This window comes from Streptomyces bikiniensis, assembly GCF_000716625.1.
GTDB lineage: Bacteria > Actinomycetota > Actinomycetes > Streptomycetales > Streptomycetaceae > Streptomyces > Streptomyces bikiniensis.
In genome coordinates this window covers 60,609-78,817 of sequence record NZ_JNXJ01000020.1, presented here as the reverse complement: position 1 = coordinate 78,817, position 18,209 = coordinate 60,609, and the positions used below count along the sequence as shown (strand labels likewise).

The window sequence follows — 18,209 nt, the reverse complement described above, 5'->3', positions numbered from 1 at the left end:
GGCGGGACCTCAGCCCTTCGCGGCGGCCCGGTACGCCTTCGCCGCGTCCGCCTCCAGGCGCGCCTGGGTCCCGGCGACGTCCTTCGGGTTCTTCAGGAAGTCCTGGAGCGCCTTCCACTCGCCCTTGCCCGGCGTCCCGCCGAACGACTGCGGCATCTGGTCCGACATGTCGAAGCGGAAGTCGTCACCGGCCCCGATCAGCGCCTCGGCGATCTCGCGCTGGACGTCGTTCGGGTACGCCGCCGGGTCCAGGTTCTTGTTCGGCGAGAGAAAGCCGCCCGCCTCCGCCCAGATCTTCGCCGCGTCCGGGGAGGCGAGGAAGGCGAGGAGCGCCTGCGCGCCCCTGGTGTCCTTGAGGGCCACGGCCGCGTCGCCCGCCGTCACCACGGGCACGGTGCCGGCGTCCCCGACCTTCGGGAAGGGGAAGGCCTTCGCGTCCGTGCCGATCTTCGCCTCGGTCTGGGCGATGTTGACGGCGGCGAAGTCGCCCTCGAAGACCATCGCGCCCTTCGGCTCGGCGCCGCCCGTGAAGGTCTGCGTCACCGAGGCCGGGTACTCCGTCTGCAACGCGCCGCTCGTGCCGCCCGAGAGCAGCGACGGCTTGCCGAACAGCTCGGCGAGCGTGGTCAGGGCGGCGGCGACGGACGGGTCCGTCCACTTGATCTCGTGCTTCGCCAGCCGGTCGTACTTCTCCGGGCCCGCCTGGGAGAGGTAGACGTTCTCGAACCAGTCGGTGAGGGTCCAGCCGTCCGCGCCGCCGACCGAGACCGGGGTGACGCCGGAGGCCGAGATGGTCTCGGCGGTGGCCAGGAACTCCTTCCAGGTCTTCGGCTCGGTGGCGCCCGCGTTCTCGAAGACGGCGGTGTTGTACCAGACCAGGGACTTGTTGGCGGCCTTGAAGTAGACGCCGTACTGGGTGCCGTCCACCGCCCCGAGCTCCTGCCAGCCGCGCGAGTAGTTCGCGGCCAGCTGGGCCTTCACCTCCGGGCCGACCGGTTTCAGCCACTTCTGGGCGGCGGCCTGCTGGATCGCGCCCACCTGCGGCAGCATCGCGACGTCGGGCGGGGAGTTGCCCTCGATCTTCGTCCCGAGGAAGTTCACGATCGGGTCCTGGGCGGGCACGAACGTCACGGTCGCGCCGGTCCGCCGCTCGAACTCCTTCAGGACCTTGGTGAAGTTCTCCTGCTCCGGACCCGTCCAGACGGCGGCGACCTCGATCTTCTCCCCCTTCAGGGAGGGGTCGCCGGTGGGTTTCGCCTCCGGGTCCTTCGCGGTCCCGTCGCCGCAGCCCGCGAGGGCGAGCGCGGCGAGCGTCGTGAGTGCCGTGAAGGTCACCGCGGCCTTGCGTGGACGAAGAGTTGTACGCATCGCTGCCCCGTCTCTTTCGTGCGCTTAGCTGTCCCGTGCCGACAGGTCTACGCCCGGTGATGCGGGGCCGCAATACCGCCTTCCGTGTCAAGTGGACGATCGTGATTGCCTCGTGACGTGACGTCAGGAGTCTCTTCCGCCGTGTTTCAGGTGTGGGCCACGGGGGAGAGGGGCGCCACGGGAGTCGCCTCCACCGAGCGGGCCGCCCGGTCGAGCGCGCTCGCGAGGAGGGCCAGGTCCGTCGGCCCGTTGCCCAGCTCGCGGACCGGGCGGCGGGTGGGCGGGTCGCCCATCCGCTCCCACTCCAGCGGGACGACCGTCGGCCGGAGCGTCGCCGTCCGGGGGATCCGGCCGGTGACGCGGCCCGCCTGGAAGGGGGTCACCCGGCCGTCCGGGTGCCCGAGACGGCCCCGACCGGGCGCCGGGACGTCCGGTCCCGCCGCCACCGGGGGCGCGTCGAGCACGACCCGCAGCCGGGCGCTGTGGGCCGGCTCGGTGTCGGCCGTGCGGTCCGGGCGGGCGGAGGCCACGATCAGGTGCACGCCGAGCCGCTCGCCGTGCCGGGCGACGGCCTCCAGGGCCCGCACGACGGACCCGGCGGCAGGCCGTCCGGGGGCGCCGAGCGCGGGCGCGACCAGGGCGTCGAAGTCGTCGACGAGGACGACCAGCCGGGGCAGCGCCCCGGCGCCCCGCCCTCCCGCCGCCTCACCGGCGCCGGCGCCCGACCCCGGGGCCGTCCCGGAGGCGGGCCGGGGAATCCGGACACCGGAGTCCTCGGCCCGGAGGACGCGCCCGCTGGGCCGGTCGGCGAGATCGTCGGCCCCGGTGCGGGCCACGCGGCTGCTCGGGGAGCCGGTGAGATCTCCGTCGCCGGTGCGGAGGGCCCGGCCGCTCGGGCGGCCGTTCAGGTCGTCGGCTCCGGTGCGGGGCACGCGGCCGCTCGCGCGCGCGTCGAGGTCGTCCGTGCCGGGGTACGGGCTCCGCCCGCTGGCGCGTCCGCCGAGGTCGTCGGCCCCGGTGCGGAGGGTGCGGCCGCTCGGGCGGCCGTTCAGGTCGTCGGCCCCGGTGCGGGCCACGCGGCCGCTCGCGCGCGCGTCGAGGTCGTCCGTGCCGGGGTACGAGCCCCGGCCCGATGTGTCCTCCGTGCTCGGGTACGGCGTGCGGGCCGACGGGTTCGGGAGGGCGCCGATCGTGCCGTCGCCCGTGCGGAGGGTGCGGCCGCTCGGGTGGCCGCCGGTGTCCGGGAGCCGGACGGTCGCGCGGGCGCCCCGGGGTACGGACTCCGCCGCGCTCGGCGCGCGCTGCCCGATCAGCCGCTCGGCCACCTGCGGGGCACGGGCGCCCCGGCGGTCGGCGAAGGGCGTGTCGCCCAGGAGCTCGGCCCGCCGCTTCAGCTCGGCGCCCAGCGCCTGCGCGAACTCCCGCATCCGGACCGGGTCCGAGGCGACCAGGTGCTCGATGACGTGCGGCAGCTCCGTACAGGCCGCGAGGCCCTCGCCGCGCTCGCCGCCCGCCCCGTCCACCAGGAGCAGGCCGAGCCGGTCGGGGCGGCCGCCCGCCGCGAGCGAGGCGGCGATCGAGCGGAGCAGTTCCGTGCGCCCGCTGCCCGCCGGGCCCTCGATCAGCAGGTGCGGCCCCTCCTGGGTGAGGTCCACGGCCAGCGGACCGCGCGGGCCCGCGCCCAGGACGGCCGTCCCCTCCCCCGCGGAGGCCCAGCGGGCCATCAGGGAGGCGGGGGTCGCCCGGGCGAGGCCCAGCTCGTCGAGCAGCCGGGAGGACGGGGGCAGCGCGGCGGCCCGCCCGTGCGGCGCCGCCGAGGTCTCCGGCCGCAGCGGCGCGAGGGCCCGGCCGAACCGCTCGGCCCAGGCGACGGAGACCGCGTCGACCACGCCGACGGTCCCGTGGCCCGCCACGCGCCCGCCCGCGGTCCGCAGCAGCCGCAGCGCCGTCGCCACGTCCCCGCTCAGGAGCGCGGCGGCCCCGCACTCGCGGAACGCCAGGGACGCCGCGCACGCGGCCTCGTAGGTCGCGGCCACCGGCGAGACCGGGGAGGCGGCGGGCGCCTCGGCGAGGCAGAGCAGGTGGATGCCGGCCGCCGCCCCGGCCCCCGCGAGCCGCGCCACGGTCTCGCGCAGCGCCGCCGTGCCCGGGTCGCCGTCCACGACGACCACCGTCCGGGGCCCCTCGTAGCGGGCGGCGGCCTCCGCGACGGACGCGCGGTCGGCGCTGGGCCAGCCCGGACCGAGCGGGCCGTCGTCGAGCCGCCGGGTCAGTTCGGACGTACGCGCGTGGGCCTGCTCGCGGTCGTACGCCAGGAGCAGTCGGCAGTCCTGGCCGTGGGCCGGCCGGACGTGCGGGAGCCAGCCGAGCCAGCCCCAGGCGCGGCGGCGCTCCTCCAGGGAGCGGTTCCGGTCGGCGCTGACGAGGACGATCTCCAGGTCGGAGGGGGAGTGCAGGGCGGCGAGCTGGGCCACCACCGAGCGGGCGAACCCGGCGAGCCGGTCGCCGGGGCCCGCGAGCCCGAGCGAGCCGGCCTCGCGCAGCCCGACGGTGACCGGCACCCCGGAGAGCTCGGCGCGGTCCGTGGTGCCGAGCCGGACCACCAGGGACTCGGGATGGTCCGGGTCCCGCTCCCAGAGCCGGGGGCCGGGGCCCAGGGCGGTGAGCAGGACGGCGGCCGGGTCGGGCCAGGTGTCGGCGCCCGGCCCGGGACCCCGGGCGCCCGCGTCCGTGCCCGGGCGGGTGCCCGCGTGCGTGTCGGGGGCCGGGCGGGGGCCCGCGGCGGGGGCCGGAGGCTCCTCGCGGCCCCCGGCGAGGCGCCGGGCCCACGCGCCGAGCCCGCGCCTGCCGCCCGCCCGCGGCGCGGTCTGAGCCGTCGAGACCCCGCCGCCACTCCCGGTGCCGCCGTGGTCGTACGGGTCGCGGGAGTCGGCCGGGCCCTCGCGCCCGTGATCGCGTCCGTCGTGACCGTGATCGTGGCCGTGGCCGTCGTTCTCGTGCCCGTCGCGCGCGTGGCCGCCGGGAGCGTACGAGCGCGGGTCGCGGGCGGAGCCGCGCGCATCGCCGTACGGGTCCCCGTGACCGCCGTGCGGGTCGCCGTCGGCCGTACCGCCGCCCCCCGCGTGCGCGTGCCCGCCCCCGTGGGGCGTGTCGTCGGCCGCCGGGCCGCCCGGGGCCGCCCCGGGGCCGCCCGACGGGCCCGTCCGGCCGGCCCGGCCCGGCCCGTCGGCTCCGCGCGCGAGCCGCAGGTGGCCCTCGCCGTCCGGGGCCGTCGCCACCGCTTCCGTACCGCCGAGGAGGCCGTCGCCGGGGCCCGTCAGGCGCAGGGCGGACTCGCCGAGGCGCAGCAGCGCGCCGGGGCGGAGCCGGACCGGGCGCTCGCCGACGGGGGAGCCGTCGAGGGTCGTGCCGTTCGTGGAGCCGTGGTCGGCGACCGTGACCCGGCCGTCCGCGCCGACCGTCACCGTGCAGTGCGCGCGGGAGACGTCCGGGTCGTCGAGCGGGACGTCGGCGTCGACGGAGCGGCCGATCCTGACCGTCCCGCCGTGCAGCAGGTGCACCCCGCCCGCGTCCGGGCCCGCCACCACGTGCAGCCGGGCGGCCGCGGCCTCCCCGGCCCGGTCGTCGGGACCGGGGACCTGGAGGGAGAGCACGGCGCCGTCGACCAGCGGGGGCTCGCCGAGCACGCAGCGCCGGGCGTCCAGCCGCTCCGCGCCCGCGTGGAGCACGGTCGTGCCCGAGGAGGAGGCCTCGGGGCCCGTGACGGCGGCGGCCAGCTGGGAGGCCACGGCGGAGAGCGCCGTCCCGGCCGGGGCGGTGACGAGCACGTCGCAGGCGCGCGCGGCGCCGTGGCCGGCGTGCGGCGCGAGGACGGTCAGCCGGATCTGCATCGCCGTCAGCGGTCCCTTCTGCGCGACGTGCCCGGCAGGGGAACCGCCCGGTGCCTCCCCCCACCCGGCACGGACGCGTCGTCCGGTACAGGTCGGCACGGCGCGGGGCTCCCGACCCCATCGGTGCGACGTGCTGGAGGCATCCTCGCACCTGCCGCCGACAGCGCGCCCGCCGGTCGGCCGAAAGTGATCTTGAACGGTCGGCCGTGGGCGCAAAAGTGCCTGGTTGGGCATGCCTTCGGAACGTGCCCGGCAACCGTCCCGCACGGAGAAGCGTCTTCTTCCGGACAGGATCGGGGTACGTTCCGGACATCTTCGGTCAGGGCGCACCCCCGGGAGCACCCCGCGGACGCCCGGCCCGCGACCCGTCCGGACCGGCCATGATCGGCCGGGCAGGCCCTAAAGTGGGTCGGACACCCGGACGGGTCACAACAGAGCACAGGGACCGCGGGGACAGCACCGGAACCACCCCAGGACCACGATCAGCAGGGAGCGCGTGACGTGCGGCCTATCGGCAGCAAGTACCTGCTCGAGGAGCCGCTCGGCCGCGGCGCCACGGGCACCGTCTGGCGAGCCCGCCAGCGGGAGACGGCGGGCGCCGAGGCGGCCGTGGCCGGCCAGCCCGGCGAGACCGTCGCGATCAAGGTCCTCAAGGAGGAGCTGGCCAACGACGCGGACATCGTGATGCGCTTCCTGCGCGAGCGGTCCGTGCTCCTCCGGCTCACCCACCCGAACATCGTGCGCACCCGCGACCTGGTCGTCGAGGGCGACGTCCTCGCCCTCGTCATGGACCTCGTCGAGGGCCCCGACCTGCACCGGTACATCCGGGAGAGCGGACCGCTCACCCCGGTCGCCGCCGCGCTCCTCACCGCCCAGATCGCCGACGCGCTCGCCGCCAGCCACGCCGACGGCGTCGTCCACCGCGACCTGAAGCCGGCCAACGTCCTGCTCGCCGAGCAGAACGGCGAGATGCACCCGATGCTCACCGACTTCGGCATCGCGCGCCTCGCCGACTCCCCGGGCCTGACCCGCACCCACGAATTCGTCGGCACGCCCGCGTACGTGGCGCCCGAGTCCGCCGAGGGGCGCCCGCAGACCTCCGCCGTCGACATCTACGGCGCCGGCATCCTCCTCTACGAGCTGGTCACCGGCCGGCCGCCGTTCGCGGGCGGCACCGCCCTGGAGGTCCTCCACCGCCACCTCAGCGAGGAGCCGCGCCGCCCCTCGACCGTGCCGGGGCCGCTGTGGACGGTGATAGAGCGCTGCCTCAGCAAGGACCCCGAGCGGCGCCCGAGCGCCGTGAACCTCGCCCGCGGCCTGCGCGCGGTCGCCGCCGGCATCGGCGTGCACGCCACGCCCGCCCAGATCGAGGCGGCGGACGGCGTCGGGGCGCTCCTCGCCCCCGACCCGGCGCCCGCCCCGGTCCCGGAGACCCCCGGGGCCGCCGACCCGACCCGGGTGATGTCCCACGGCGCGCCCGGGGCCGCCGACCCCACCCAGGTGCTGCCCGCCGGGGCCGGGGCGCCGCAGTACGACCCCGCCGGCGCGACCAGCGTCCTGCCGGCCGGCGGCCCGGGCGGCGGCGCCGACCCGACGGCCGTCCTGCCCCCCGTACCGCCGAACCCGCCGCAGGCCGGAGGCGCGCAGTCCGAGGAGCCGCACCCCTGGCAGAGCCAGCTGCGCGCCGCCCGCGACCGCAACGAGCAGACGCAGGTGCAGTACCTGGACCCGACCGAGGACCCCCTGCGCCGCCGCCCGCAGCGCCGGCCGCAGCAGCCCCCGCACCCCCCGCAGAACCAGCACCCCCCGCAGAACCGGCCGCAGCAGCCCCCGCCATACCAGCAGCAGCAGCGCCCGGCGCCGCAGCGGCCCGCGCCCCAGCAGTACCAGCCGCAGCACCAGCCCCAGCAGTACGCGCCCCCGCCGCCGCCCGCCCCGCAGCAGCAGTACGCCCCGCCCCGGCAGCAGTACGCGCCCCCGCAGCCGCCGCCCCAGGCCCCCGCGCCCCGCGAGCCGCGCCCGCCGCGCGAGCCGCGCCGGCGCAGCGCCAACCCGGTGCGCATCCCGGGCCTCGGCTGCCTCAAGGGCTGCCTGGTGATGATCGTCCTGTTCGTGGTCGCCGGCTGGCTCGTCTGGGAGCTGACCCCGCTCCAGAGCTGGATCGCCGAGGGCAAGGGCTACTGGGAGGCGATCGGCGACGGCGTCTCGTCCTTCACCACCTGGGTCTCCGATCTGTTCGACAGCGCGAACACCGGCACCGGCTCCGGAAACACGGGTGCTACCGGCGGTACGGGACAGTAATACTGTTGATTTGTCGACTTCCGGGGGGTGTTTTCCCCTCGGAAGTGACGACCGGCGCCCGCGGACGCGTACGTTTGGCGTGAACCGCAGCCGCTGAGGGAGCAGTCTTGGCACGGAACATCGGCAGCCGCTACACCGCCCACCAGATCCTCGGGCGGGGCAGCGCCGGAACGGTGTGGCTCGGCGAGGGCCCCGAGGGGCCCGTCGCCGTCAAACTGCTGCGCGAGGACCTGGCCTCCGACCAGGAGCTCGTCGGCCGCTTCGTCCGGGAGCGGACCGCCCTGCTCGGCCTCGACCACCCGCGCGTGGTCAAGGTCCGCGACCTCGTCGTCGACGGCAACGACCTCGCCCTCGTCATGGACCTGGTGCGCGGCACCGACCTGCGCACCCGCCTCGACCGCGAGCGCCGCCTCGCCCCCGAGGCCGCCGTCGCGATCGTCGCCGACGTCGCCGACGCCCTGGCCGCCGCGCACGCCGCCGGGGTCGTCCACCGGGACGTCAAGCCCGAGAACATCCTGCTCGACATGGAGGGCCCGCTCGGCCCCGGCGGCGCCCACCCCGCCCTCCTCACCGACTTCGGCGTCGCCAAGCTCATCGACACCCCCGGCCGCACCAAGGCCACCCGGATCATCGGCACCCCCGACTACCTCGCCCCCGAGATCGTCGAGGGCCTCCCGCCCCGCGCCGCCGTCGACATCTACGCCCTCGCGACCGTCCTGTACGAGCTGCTCGCCGGCTTCACCCCGTTCGGCGGCGGCCACCCCGGCGCGGTCCTGCGCCGCCACGTCACCGAGACCGTCGTCCCGCTCCCCGGCATCCCCGAGGAGCTGTGGCAGCTCCTCGTGCAGTGCCTCGCCAAGGCCCCGGCCTCCCGGCTGCGCGCCTCCGAGCTCGCCGCCCGCCTCAGGGACGTCCTGCCGCTGCTCAAGGGCATCCCGCCGCTCGACGTGGACGAGCCCGACACGGAGCCGGCCCCCGAGCCGTACGAGGACGACGCGTACGCCACCGCGGCGGGCGCCGCCGAGCCCGGCCCCCGCCGGGCCGCCGTCCCGCTCGTCCCCGGCGCCGCCCCGGACTCCCACCGCGACACCCACACCTCCATGCGGGTCCCGGCCCCCGACGAGCTCTCCGGCGGCCCCCTCGGCACGGCCCGCGCCCCCCGCCCGGCGGGCGCCCCCCGCCCCGGCTCGGCCCGCCACAAGGCGGACGCGGTCCGCAAGCGCCGGATCACCCTCGCCGTCGCGGCGGTCGTCCTCGCGGGAGCCCTGGGCGCCGGCGGCTACCTCGCGGCCTCCGGCGACGGGGAGGCCCCGCCGCAGGACTCCAAGCAGTCCTCGCCCCTCCCGTAGGGCCCGCGGACCCGCCGGGACACCCCCCGGCGGTCGCGGGTTCGGCTCCCCGCCCGGAGCCGTTACGCTGGACGCGTGGCAGTCGTCGATGTATCCGAAGAGCTGAAGTCCCTCTCCTCGACCATGGGGTCGATCGAGGCCGTCCTGGACCTCGAGAAGCTGAGGGCCGACATCGCCGTGCTCGAAGAGCAGGCCGCGGCCCCGTCCCTGTGGGACGACCCGGAGGCGGCGCAGAAGATCACGAGCAAGCTTTCGCACCTCCAGGCCGAGGTCCGCAAGGCCGAGACCCTGCGCGGGCGGATCGACGACCTCGGGGTGCTCTTCGAGCTCGCCGAGGAGATGGACGACCCGGACACCCTCGCCGAGGCCGAGGCGGAGCTCGTCTCCGTCCGCAAGGCCCTGGACGAGATGGAGGTCCGCACCCTCCTCTCCGGCGAGTACGACGAGCGCGAGGCCCTGGTCAACATCCGGGCCGAGGCCGGCGGCGTCGACGCCTCCGACTTCGCCGAGCGGCTCCAGCGCATGTACCTGCGCTGGGCGGAGCGCCACGGCTACTCGACCGAGATCTACGAGACCTCGTACGCGGAGGAGGCCGGTATCAAGTCGACCACCTTCGTGGTGAAGGCCCCGTACGCCTACGGCACCCTCTCCGTCGAGCAGGGCACCCACCGCCTCGTGCGCATCTCGCCCTTCGACAACCAGGGGCGCCGCCAGACCTCCTTCGCGGGCGTCGAGGTCCTGCCGGTGGTCGAGTCCTCCGACCACGTCGAGATCGAGGAGTCCGACCTGCGCGTCGACGTCTACCGCGCGTCGGGCCCCGGAGGCCAGGGCGTCAACACGACCGACTCGGCCGTGCGCATCACGCACCTCCCGACCGGCATCGTGGTCTCCTGCCAGAACGAGCGCTCCCAGATCCAGAACAAGGCGAGCGCCATGAACGTCCTCCAGGCCAAGCTCCTGGAGCGCCAGCGCCAGGAGGAGCGCGCCAAGATGGACGCGCTCAAGGACAGCGGCAGCTCCTGGGGCAACCAGATGCGCTCGTACGTCCTCCACCCGTACCAGATGGTCAAGGACCTGCGGACGGAGTTCGAGGTCGGCAACCCGCAGTCCGTCCTGGACGGCGAGATCGACGGCTTCCTGGAGGCGGGCATCCGCTGGCGCAAGCAGCAGGACCGATAGTTCCGCGCCCCCTCCTCCCGGGCCCCGCACCGTGCCGGTGCGGGGCCCGGTCCCGTTCCGCCCCGGCCCGCCGCGCGCGCCGCGTATTCGCTGGCGCAAGCGCAAGACGGGCCGTCAGGACGCTTTGTCGACAAGGGAACTGACGCGGCGAGGCCCGTGGTTCGGGGTTTACGTCACAGTTGCATCAGCGCATGTCGGTCACCTGGTGATCTTTCGGGCATCGCACGCGCAACGACCTTGACGCTTCTTCGGAAACTCGGAAGGGTGGCGCACTGGCATGCGCATTTCTGGGGCGCGTGTGAACGGGGGCCGGTCCAGTCGTGACGCCGCCCCTGCCGCGCAGGCCCCGAGCGCTGCCCCATGACGAGATGAGCTACTGGGGGTAGCAGCCAGATGACCAAGCAGATGCGGATCCGTGTCGCGCGCCTCGCCGCCGGTGCGGTGATCGCTGCCGGCGCGTCTCTCACCGCGGCGGGTGCGGCCCAGGCCGTGGGAGCCTTCGGCCCCGAGCCGACCCCGAGTGAGACGTGCTTCCCCGGCGGTGCCGGTTGCGAGACCGAGCCGCCCGTGACGGAGCCTCCGGTCACCGAGCCGCCCGTGACGGAACCGCCCGTGACCCAGCCTCCGGTCACGGAGCCTCCGGTCACCGAGCCGCCCGTGACCCAGCCGCCCGTGACGGAACCGCCCGTGACCGAGCCTCCGGTCACCGAGCCGCCCGTGACGGAACCGCCCGTGACCCAGCCTCCGGTTACGGAGCCTCCGGTCATCGAGCCTCCGGTGACCCAGCCGCCCGCGACCAAGCCGCCCACCGGGCAGCCGACCGAGCCGGCCCCGGGTACGACCACCGAGCCCGGATCGACGGGTGTGCCCACAACGCCGGGCGGCGACTCCACCAACGGTGGTACCGCTGACTGCACCGTCGCCGTCGACGGCGTCGAGTGCGTCGACGGCAACAAGCCCGACACCAACAACGCCGGCTCGCAGCCCGTGCAGCAGGGGCAGGCCAAGGAGGAGCTCGCCGAGACCGGTGCGGCCGAGACCTCGTTCCTGATCATCGGCGCCGCGACCATGATCGCCGGCGGCATCGGCTTCCGCATGCTGCCGCGCCTCGTCGCCGGCGGCCGTACCGCCGCCTGACGGTTCCGCGCGTGAGCAGGGCATGACGAAGGGCCGGGGAGGCTTCCTCCCCGGCCCTTCGGCGTACTCCGGCTCGTGTGGGCCGTCCCGGCGGCTCCTAGGCCGTACGGACCGCCGCGAGCAGGGCGATCGCCGCGAGCAGGGCGATCGCCAGCGTCAGCAGCATGGCGGGGGAAAGACCCTGGGGGGTCAGTCGCTCCCGGTTCGCGCGGCAGACGGGGCAGCGGCCCTCGGCGACCGGGGCCGCGCAGTTGGCGCACACCAGTCGGTCGTAGGTCATGCGCTCTCCTCCTCCCGCACTGGGGTACCCACCAGGGCAACGACCGGAGGCATCCGGACGTTCCCCTACCACTGTGCCAGCTCCGCGCCGTTTCGGCGCGCCCCGCCGGCCCATCGTGGTCCGCCCGGAAGGGCGAAAAGGATATACCGCGCAAGCCAGGACCGCGACTGCGAGGGCCGTCCCCGGTCGCGTAAGGTCACGCACACCTACTCCCGGCCGACCGTGGTGCATCCGTGATCCGATTCGACAACGTCTCCAAGTCCTATCCGAAGCAGAACCGCCCCGCGCTCCGGGACGTCTCCCTGGAGGTCGAGAAGGGGGAGTTCGTCTTCCTCGTCGGTTCCTCCGGCTCCGGAAAGTCGACTTTCCTGCGCCTGCTCCTCCGCGAGGAGCGCGCCAGCCAAGGCCAGGTGCACGTCCTCGGCAAGGACCTGGCCCGGCTGTCCAACTGGAAGGTGCCGCACATGCGGCGCCAGCTGGGCACGGTCTTCCAGGACTTCCGCCTGCTGCCCAACAAGACCGTGGCCCAGAACGTGGCCTTCGCCCAGGAGGTCATCGGCAAGCCGCGCGGCGAGATCCGCAAGGCCGTGCCGCAGGTGCTCGACCTGGTCGGCCTCGGCGGCAAGGAGGACCGGATGCCGGGCGAGCTCTCCGGCGGTGAGCAGCAGCGCGTCGCCATCGCCCGCGCCTTCGTCAACCGCCCGATGCTGCTGATCGCCGACGAGCCCACCGGCAACCTCGACCCGCAGACCTCCGTCGGCATCATGAAGCTGCTCGACCGCATCAACAGGACGGGAACCACCGTCGTCATGGCGACCCACGACCAGAACATCGTCGACCAGATGCGCAAGCGCGTCATCGAGCTGGAAAAGGGCCGCCTCGTCCGCGACCAGGCGCGCGGCGTCTACGGATACCAGCACTGAGCCTGTAGCGAGTAGGAGAAAGCAGACCCATGCGCGCTCAGTTCGTGCTCTCCGAGATCGGCGTCGGCCTCCGGCGCAATCTCACGATGACCTTCGCCGTCATCGTCTCCGTGGCCCTCTCGCTCGCCCTGTTCGGCGGCGCGCTGCTCATGCGCGAGCAGGTCAGCACGATGAAGGACTACTGGTACGACAAGGTCAACGTCTCCATCTACCTCTGCAACAAGGCCGACGCGGCCACGGCCGGCAAGTGCCCCAAGGGGGCGGTCACCGGTCAGCAGAAGGAGCAGATCCAGGCCGACCTGGAGAAGATGGACATCGTCGAGACCGTCCACTACGAGACGTCCGACGAGGCCTACAAGCACTACAAGGAGCAGTACGGGGACACCGCCCTGGCCTCCGTGGTGACGCCGGACCAGATGCCCTCGTCGTTCCGGGTCAAGCTCAAGGACCCGGAGAAGTACCAGGTGGTCGCCACGGCCTTCGCCGGCCGGGACGGCGTCGAGTCGGTCCAGGACCAGCGGAACATCCTGCAGAACCTCTTCGACCTGATGAACGGCATGAACATCGCCGCGCTCGGCGTCATGGGCCTGATGCTGGTCATCGCGCTGATGCTGATCGTCAACACCGTGCGCGTCTCGGCCTTCAGCCGCCGCCGCGAGACGGGGATCATGCGGCTCGTCGGCGCGTCCAGCTTCTACATCCAGATGCCGTTCATCATGGAGGCCGCCTTCGCCGGACTCCTCGGCGGCGGCGTCGCCTGCGTCCTGCTGCTCGTCGGCCGGTACTTCCTGATCGACCACGGCATCGCGCTCGCCGACAAGGTCCAGCTGATCCAGTTCATCGGCTGGGACGCCGTCTTCGCCAAGCTGCCGCTGGTGATCGCCATCGGACTCCTGATGCCCGCCCTGGCGGCTCTCGTCGCGCTGCGCAAGTACCTGAAGGTGTGAGAAGAGACCCCCGCCGGTGGATGGCGTCGTACGGCCAAAGCCCGTGCGGCGCCATCGCCTTGTCCTAGAGTGGGCGACATGCCGGACGGCACCGACCTTCTCTGTACCCGGCCCCGCGGAGTGCTCCGCGGGGCCGTTCTGACGTTGGTCTTCACCGGCGTCCTCGCCACCGCCGCCGCCACGGGCTCGCTGCCCCGGCAGGAGCCGGCGGCCGAGCGGGCCGGGGCGCCCCCGGGCGCGGAGCGGGAGCCCCGGGACCGCGCGCCCGTCGACAGCGCCGCCCTCAACCGCGCCGCCGCCGCGGCCATGGCCGACGGCAAGTCGGGCAAGAAGGCCGCCGAGGAGTTCGTCAGCCGCAGCGGCGACCGCTGGGGCGCGGTGTACGACAAGCGGGAGTACGAGGAGTTCGAGCAGGCCCTCGACGGCGCCTACACGGGCGTCGGGCTCTCCGCGGGCCGGTCCGGCGGCGACCGGGTCCGGGTGACCCGGGTCCAGGCCGGCGGCCCCGCCGCCCGGGCCGGGCTCCGCGCCGGCGACCGGCTCGTCTCCGTCGACGGGCGCCCGGTCGACGGGCTCTCCGTCTCCGAGGTCGTCGCCCTGCTGCGCGGCGACGGGATGCCGGGCTCGTCCGTCGCCCTGCGGGTCGAGCGCGGTCGCGCCGCCTGGACGCAGACCCTGCGCCGGGCCCGGCTCGCGACGGACCCGGTGACCGTCCGCCGCCTCGACGACGGGGCCGTGCTGATCCGGGTCGAGGCCTTCACCAAGGGCGTCGGCACGCGCGTGCGGGACGCGGTGCGGAAGGCCCCGGCCGGCGCCGGCGTCCTCCTCGACCTGCGGGGCAACTCGGGCGGCCTGGTCGCGGAGGCCGCCACCGCCGCCTCCGCCTTCCTGGACGGCGGGCTCGTCGCCACGTACGACGTGGAGGGCGAGGAGCGGGCCGTGTACGCGGAGGGCGGCGGCGACACCGAGCGGCCCCTGGTGGCACTGGTCGACGGGGGCACGATGAGCGCGGCCGAGCTGCTCACCGGCGCCCTCCAGGACCGGGGCCGGGCCGTCACGGTCGGCTCCCGGACCTTCGGCAAGGGCGCGGTCCAGATGCCGAGCACCCTGCCCGACGGCTCGGTCGCCGAGCTGACCGTCGGCCACTACCGCACCCCCGCCGGGCACGCCGTCGACGGGCGCGGCATCACCCCGGACCTGCCGGCGGGGGAGCGGGCCGAGGAGCGGGCGAGAACGGTATTGAGTGGCCTCGGAGGGGGCTCGTAGTGCGAAAATGACCGCACTATGGCAAAGGGACTCGTGAACGTGCAGGGCAAGCCTGCCAAGAAGAACCAGGACAAGGCGCCGGAGCGCAAGCTCGTCGCGCAGAACAAGAAGGCGCGGCACGACTACCTCGTCATCGACACCTACGAGTGCGGTGTGGTGCTCATGGGCACCGAGGTGAAGTCGCTGCGCATGGGGCGGGCCTCGCTGGTCGACGGCTTCGTCCAGATCGACGGGGGCGAGGCGTGGCTGCACAACGTCCACGTCCCGGAGTACATGCAGGGCAGCTGGACCAACCACTCGGCCAAGCGGAAGCGGAAGCTGCTGCTGCACCGGGAGCAGATCGACAAGCTGGAGGCGAAGTCGCAGGAGACGGGTCACACGATCGTGCCCCTCGCGCTGTACTTCCTGAACGGCCGGGTCAAGGTCGAGATCGCCCTCGCCAAGGGCAAGAAGGAGTACGACAAGCGCCAGACCCTGCGCGAGAAGCAGGACACGCGCGAGACGAACCGCGCCATCGCGGCGGCCAAGCGGCGCCAGCGCGCGGGCCAGTCCCTCTAGCCGGCGACCCGGCCCCCGGGAATACGCTGGCGACGGCCGCCGTTGGTCACGTACGATGGGGCACGCACCCCACGGCGGGTGCGACCTTTGAAAAATCAACATGGGGATGATCGGTTTCGACAGCGGATACCGATGCAGAGGAAGCGTGTCGAGGAAGCGGCAATGATCTCGTAAACCATATGTCGCAACCAATAATCGCCAACTCCAAGAGCGATAACTCCCGCTTCGCCCTCGCTGCCTAATTCTTAGGTAACGAACAGAAGCCTCTGTGAGGAGCGTCAGCCCGGGGATGGTCCCGACCCGGATCCTGGCGTCATCTAGGGATCTAAACCTCCAGCCCCGGTCACGGGGGTTGGAGGGAAACCAAACAGTGACTGAGCCCGTCGGAGACTTGTCCGCGTGATCTCCGGGGCCGAGAAACTCGTAGCGGACTGCACACGGAGAAGCTCTGCTTCCGTACCGTTGGACGCGGGTTCGATTCCCGCCATCTCCACTCATCCCATGTGGGCGCAGGCCCGGTGGTCACCATGACCGCCGGGCCTTCGTCATGCCCGCGGCCGCGCACAGGGCCAGCGCCGTGGCCGCCGCCGTGAGCGGGAGCAGGAAGCCGAACGCCGGGAACGGGGCGTGGTCGGCGGCCCAGCCGCCGGACGCCGAGCCGGTCGCGATCCCCGCGAGGAGGGCGGTCACGGCCAGGGTCATGCCCTCGTTGAGCTGGGCCGGGGGCGTGAGACGCTGGACCAGGCCCATGCCCGTCACCATCGTCGGGGCCGTCGCCATGCCCGCCACGAGCAGGCCGGCGGCCAGGGCGAGCAGCGAACCGGCCGAGGCGGCGAGCAGCGGCAGCGCCATCAGGACCGTCATCGCCGCCAGGCAGGTGCGCAGGCGCGCCGTGCGGCGGACCCGGCCGTAGAGCAGGCCCGCGGCGCAGGAGCCCGCCGCCTGGAGGGCGAGGACCGGTCCGGCGACGGGCCCGTCCACGTACGCCAGGGTCACCACCTCCATGGAACCGAAGACCGCCCCCGTGGCCAGGAAGACCGTGAGCAGCGGGACCATGCCGGGCGCGCGCAGCGGCGAGCCCGCCGGGGTGCGCGGGGCGACCGGCGGCTCGGTGGACCGCTGGGCGGCGAAGAGGAGCGTCCCGCCGAGGAAGAGGGCCGCCGCGGCGAGCGTGCCCGCCTGCGGGAAGAGCGCCGAGCAGAGGACGGCGGCGAGCACCGGGCCCAGCATGAAGCAGAGCTCGTCGGCGGCCTGCTCGAAGGAGTTCGCGGTGTGCAGCGCGCCCGGGTCGTCCCGCAGGAGGTGCGCCCAGCGGGCCCGGGACATGCCGCCCGTGTTCGGGGAGGTGGCGGTGAGGGCGACCGTCGCGAAGAGCGCCCAGACCGGGGCCCGTTCGTGGACGCACAGGGCCAGGACCAGATGGCCCAGGGTGGCGTACGCGGCGGCCGGGACCGCGATCCGGGCCTGGCCGTGGCGGTCGACCAGCCGGGCGATCAGGGGCGCGGTGACGGAGCCGACGGCGAGTCCGGTGGCGGTGACCGCGCCGGCCAGGGCGTAGGAGCCGTACACCGACGCGATCATGATCACGGCGCTGACGCCGAACATGCCCGCGGGCAGCCGGGCGATCAGCCCCCAGGCGGCGAAGGCGCGGGCGCCGGGGCGGGTGAGGAGGCGGCGGTAGGGGGAGCGGGACGGTTCGGGGCGCCGGTCGCTCCTCCCAAGGGAGGGGGAAGGGGAGGGGGCGTCGTAGCGTGGTGCGAGCGCGGGGCCCGCGGGGGTCAGGGCGAGGTCCGGTTGCGGCATGGATCAAGGTTCGGGCGCGCGGCCCCGCCCGGTCCAACACCTGATCGGTGGCCATTCACGCACCCGTGTTGTTGAATGCGGCGGTGCCCCCCTCGTACGACACCGACCCCCGCCTCCTGCGCGCCTTCACCGCCGTCGCCGAGGAGCTGCACTTCACCCGCGCCGCCGCCCGGCTCTACGTCGCTCAGCAGGCCCTCAGCCGGGACGTCCGGCGCCTGGAGCGCGAGCTGGGCGCCGAGCTGTTCGTCCGGACCACCCGGCAGGTCTCCCTCACCCCCGACGGCGAGCGCCTGCTGCCGTACGCGCGCCGCGTGCTCGCCGCCCACGACGAGCTGCGCGAGGCCTTCCGGGCCGCGGCCCGGCCCCTCCTGGTCGACCTCAACAGCCCCGGCCTCGCCCACGAGCGCGTCCTGCGCCGGGCCCGCGAACTCGCCCCCGACCTCGAACTGATGGCCCGCTACGAGAGCGGCCTCACCGGCGCCGCGCGCGCCGTCCTCGCCGGGCACCTCGACACCTCCTTCGGCCGCTACGGCGGCCTCGCGGCCGACCTGAGGGCGGGGCTCGGCTCCCAGTTCGTGCGGTACGAGCCGATGGCCGTGATCCTGCCCGAGGACCACCCGCTCGCCGACCTCCCCGAAGTGCCGCTCGCCGCACTCGCCGGGGAGCGGATCTACGCCGGGGCCGGGAACGAGCGCACCCCCGAGTGGACCGACCTCGCCGCCCGGCTCTTCGCCGGCCGCGGCATCGAGCTCTCCCCGCCGGCCCCGCTCGCGGTCGGCAAGGAGGAGTTCCGCCGGATCATGGCCAAGCACCGGCACCCGGTCCTGGCCGTCGTCGAGTTCCCGCCCATGCCCGGCTGCGTCCTGCGGCCGCTGGTCGATCCCGTGCCCCTGTCGCCCGTGAGCCTGGTGTGGCGCAAGGGGCTCCGCCATCCCGGCCTGGACGCCCTGCGGGCCGCCGCCGCCGAGATCGGCGCCCGGGAGGGCTGGCTCGTCCGCCCGCCGGACTCCTGGCTGCCGGAGGACGAGCCGGGGCTGCCCGTACGGCCGTAGGGAGGGTCGGGGGTCCATACGGCCGTAGGGAGGGGCGGGGGCCCGTACGGCCGCAGGGAGGGACGGGGCCCGTACGGCCGCAGGGAGGGTCAGGGGCCGCCCGGGCCCGCTCACGGCAACCGCGCCCCCGCCCCACGGCGGCCGCCCCCGCTCACA

13 protein-coding genes and 1 other RNA gene are annotated in these 18,209 nt (G+C 74.7%); 10 read left to right on the top strand and 4 right to left on the bottom strand.

Annotated features, from left to right (window positions below):
• Positions 1–9: 9 nt before the first annotated feature.
• Together OO47_RS17795 and OO47_RS17790 are read right to left on the bottom strand one after the other, a co-directional pair.
• Positions 10–1,368 carry an ABC transporter substrate-binding protein gene (locus OO47_RS17795; protein ID WP_030209898.1) on the bottom strand — a complete coding sequence of 453 codons (1,359 nt, stop codon included), beginning with the start codon at positions 1,366–1,368 and terminating at the stop codon, positions 10–12.
• 146 nt (positions 1,369–1,514) lie between these two features.
• On the bottom strand, positions 1,515–5,258 hold the full coding sequence (locus OO47_RS17790; RefSeq protein WP_030209901.1) for an FtsK/SpoIIIE domain-containing protein: 3,744 nt from the start codon (positions 5,256–5,258) through the stop codon (positions 1,515–1,517).
• Positions 5,259–5,759: 501 nt separating this feature from the next.
• On the opposite strand from OO47_RS17790, the gene OO47_RS17785 reads away from it, so the two are divergent.
• The 4 genes from OO47_RS17785 (at position 5,760) to OO47_RS38600 (ending at position 11,224) form a co-directional block, all read left to right on the top strand.
• On the top strand, positions 5,760–7,559 hold the full coding sequence (locus OO47_RS17785) for a serine/threonine-protein kinase (RefSeq protein ID WP_030209906.1): 1,800 nt from the start codon (positions 5,760–5,762) through the stop codon (positions 7,557–7,559).
• A gap of 107 nt (positions 7,560–7,666) precedes the next feature.
• Entirely contained in the window at positions 7,667–8,908 is a 1,242-nt protein-coding gene (locus tag OO47_RS17780) for a serine/threonine-protein kinase (RefSeq protein ID WP_030209909.1), read from the top strand.
• Between the two features lie 75 nt (positions 8,909–8,983).
• A complete protein-coding gene (gene prfB, locus OO47_RS17775; protein ID WP_030209912.1) occupies positions 8,984–10,087 on the top strand; it encodes a peptide chain release factor 2 in 1,104 nt (367 codons plus the stop codon).
• Positions 10,088–10,864: 777 nt separating this feature from the next.
• Entirely contained in the window at positions 10,865–11,224 is a 360-nt protein-coding gene (locus OO47_RS38600) for a hypothetical protein (protein ID WP_324606519.1), read from the top strand.
• A gap of 97 nt (positions 11,225–11,321) precedes the next feature.
• Here OO47_RS38600 and OO47_RS17765 read toward each other — a convergent pair whose 3' ends face one another.
• Positions 11,322–11,504 (bottom strand): hypothetical protein, encoded by a 183-nt coding sequence (locus OO47_RS17765; RefSeq protein WP_030209918.1) that lies wholly within the window; start codon positions 11,502–11,504, stop codon positions 11,322–11,324.
• A 233-nt stretch (positions 11,505–11,737) separates the two neighbouring features.
• On the opposite strand from OO47_RS17765, the gene ftsE reads away from it, so the two are divergent.
• The 5 genes from ftsE (at position 11,738) to ssrA (ending at position 15,694) form a co-directional block, all read left to right on the top strand.
• Positions 11,738–12,427 carry a cell division ATP-binding protein FtsE gene (gene ftsE / locus OO47_RS17760; protein WP_030209919.1) on the top strand — a complete coding sequence of 230 codons (690 nt, stop codon included), beginning with the start codon at positions 11,738–11,740 and terminating at the stop codon, positions 12,425–12,427.
• 29 nt (positions 12,428–12,456) lie between these two features.
• Entirely contained in the window at positions 12,457–13,374 is a 918-nt protein-coding gene (gene ftsX / locus OO47_RS17755) for a permease-like cell division protein FtsX (RefSeq protein ID WP_030209921.1), read from the top strand.
• Between the two features lie 78 nt (positions 13,375–13,452).
• Positions 13,453–14,640, top strand: a complete 1,188-nt coding sequence (locus OO47_RS17750; RefSeq protein ID WP_030209924.1) for a S41 family peptidase — start codon at positions 13,453–13,455, stop codon at positions 14,638–14,640.
• Positions 14,641–14,658: 18 nt separating this feature from the next.
• A complete protein-coding gene (smpB, locus tag OO47_RS17745; RefSeq protein ID WP_051715648.1) occupies positions 14,659–15,198 on the top strand; it encodes an SsrA-binding protein SmpB in 540 nt (179 codons plus the stop codon).
• A gap of 102 nt (positions 15,199–15,300) precedes the next feature.
• Positions 15,301–15,694: a transfer-messenger RNA gene (gene ssrA, locus OO47_RS34425) on the top strand.
• A gap of 26 nt (positions 15,695–15,720) precedes the next feature.
• Here ssrA and OO47_RS17740 read toward each other — a convergent pair.
• Positions 15,721–17,001, bottom strand: coding sequence for an MFS transporter (locus OO47_RS17740; RefSeq protein WP_051715650.1), 1,281 nt, complete (start codon positions 16,999–17,001; stop codon positions 15,721–15,723).
• An 83-nt stretch (positions 17,002–17,084) separates the two neighbouring features.
• On the opposite strand from OO47_RS17740, the gene OO47_RS17735 reads away from it, so the two are divergent.
• Positions 17,085–18,053 carry a LysR family transcriptional regulator gene (locus OO47_RS17735; RefSeq protein WP_033209432.1) on the top strand — a complete coding sequence of 323 codons (969 nt, stop codon included), beginning with the start codon at positions 17,085–17,087 and terminating at the stop codon, positions 18,051–18,053.
• Positions 18,054–18,209: the final 156 nt, after the last annotated feature.

Bases quoted from the DNA above. Each gene is read 5' to 3' on its own strand.
- OO47_RS17795 (WP_030209898.1), bottom strand. From the start codon at position 1,368: ATGCGTACAACTCTTCGTCCACGCAAGGCCGCGGTGACCTTCACGGCA.
- OO47_RS17790 (WP_030209901.1), bottom strand. From the start codon at position 5,258: ATGCAGATCCGGCTGACCGTCCTCGCGCCGCACGCCGGCCACGGCGCC.
- OO47_RS17765 (WP_030209918.1), bottom strand. From the start codon at position 11,504: ATGACCTACGACCGACTGGTGTGCGCCAACTGCGCGGCCCCGGTCGCC.
- ftsX (WP_030209921.1), top strand. From the start codon at position 12,457: ATGCGCGCTCAGTTCGTGCTCTCCGAGATCGGCGTCGGCCTCCGGCGC.
- OO47_RS17750 (WP_030209924.1), top strand. From the start codon at position 13,453: ATGCCGGACGGCACCGACCTTCTCTGTACCCGGCCCCGCGGAGTGCTC.
- smpB (WP_051715648.1), top strand. From the start codon at position 14,659: ATGGCAAAGGGACTCGTGAACGTGCAGGGCAAGCCTGCCAAGAAGAAC.
- OO47_RS17740 (WP_051715650.1), bottom strand. From the start codon at position 17,001: ATGCCGCAACCGGACCTCGCCCTGACCCCCGCGGGCCCCGCGCTCGCA.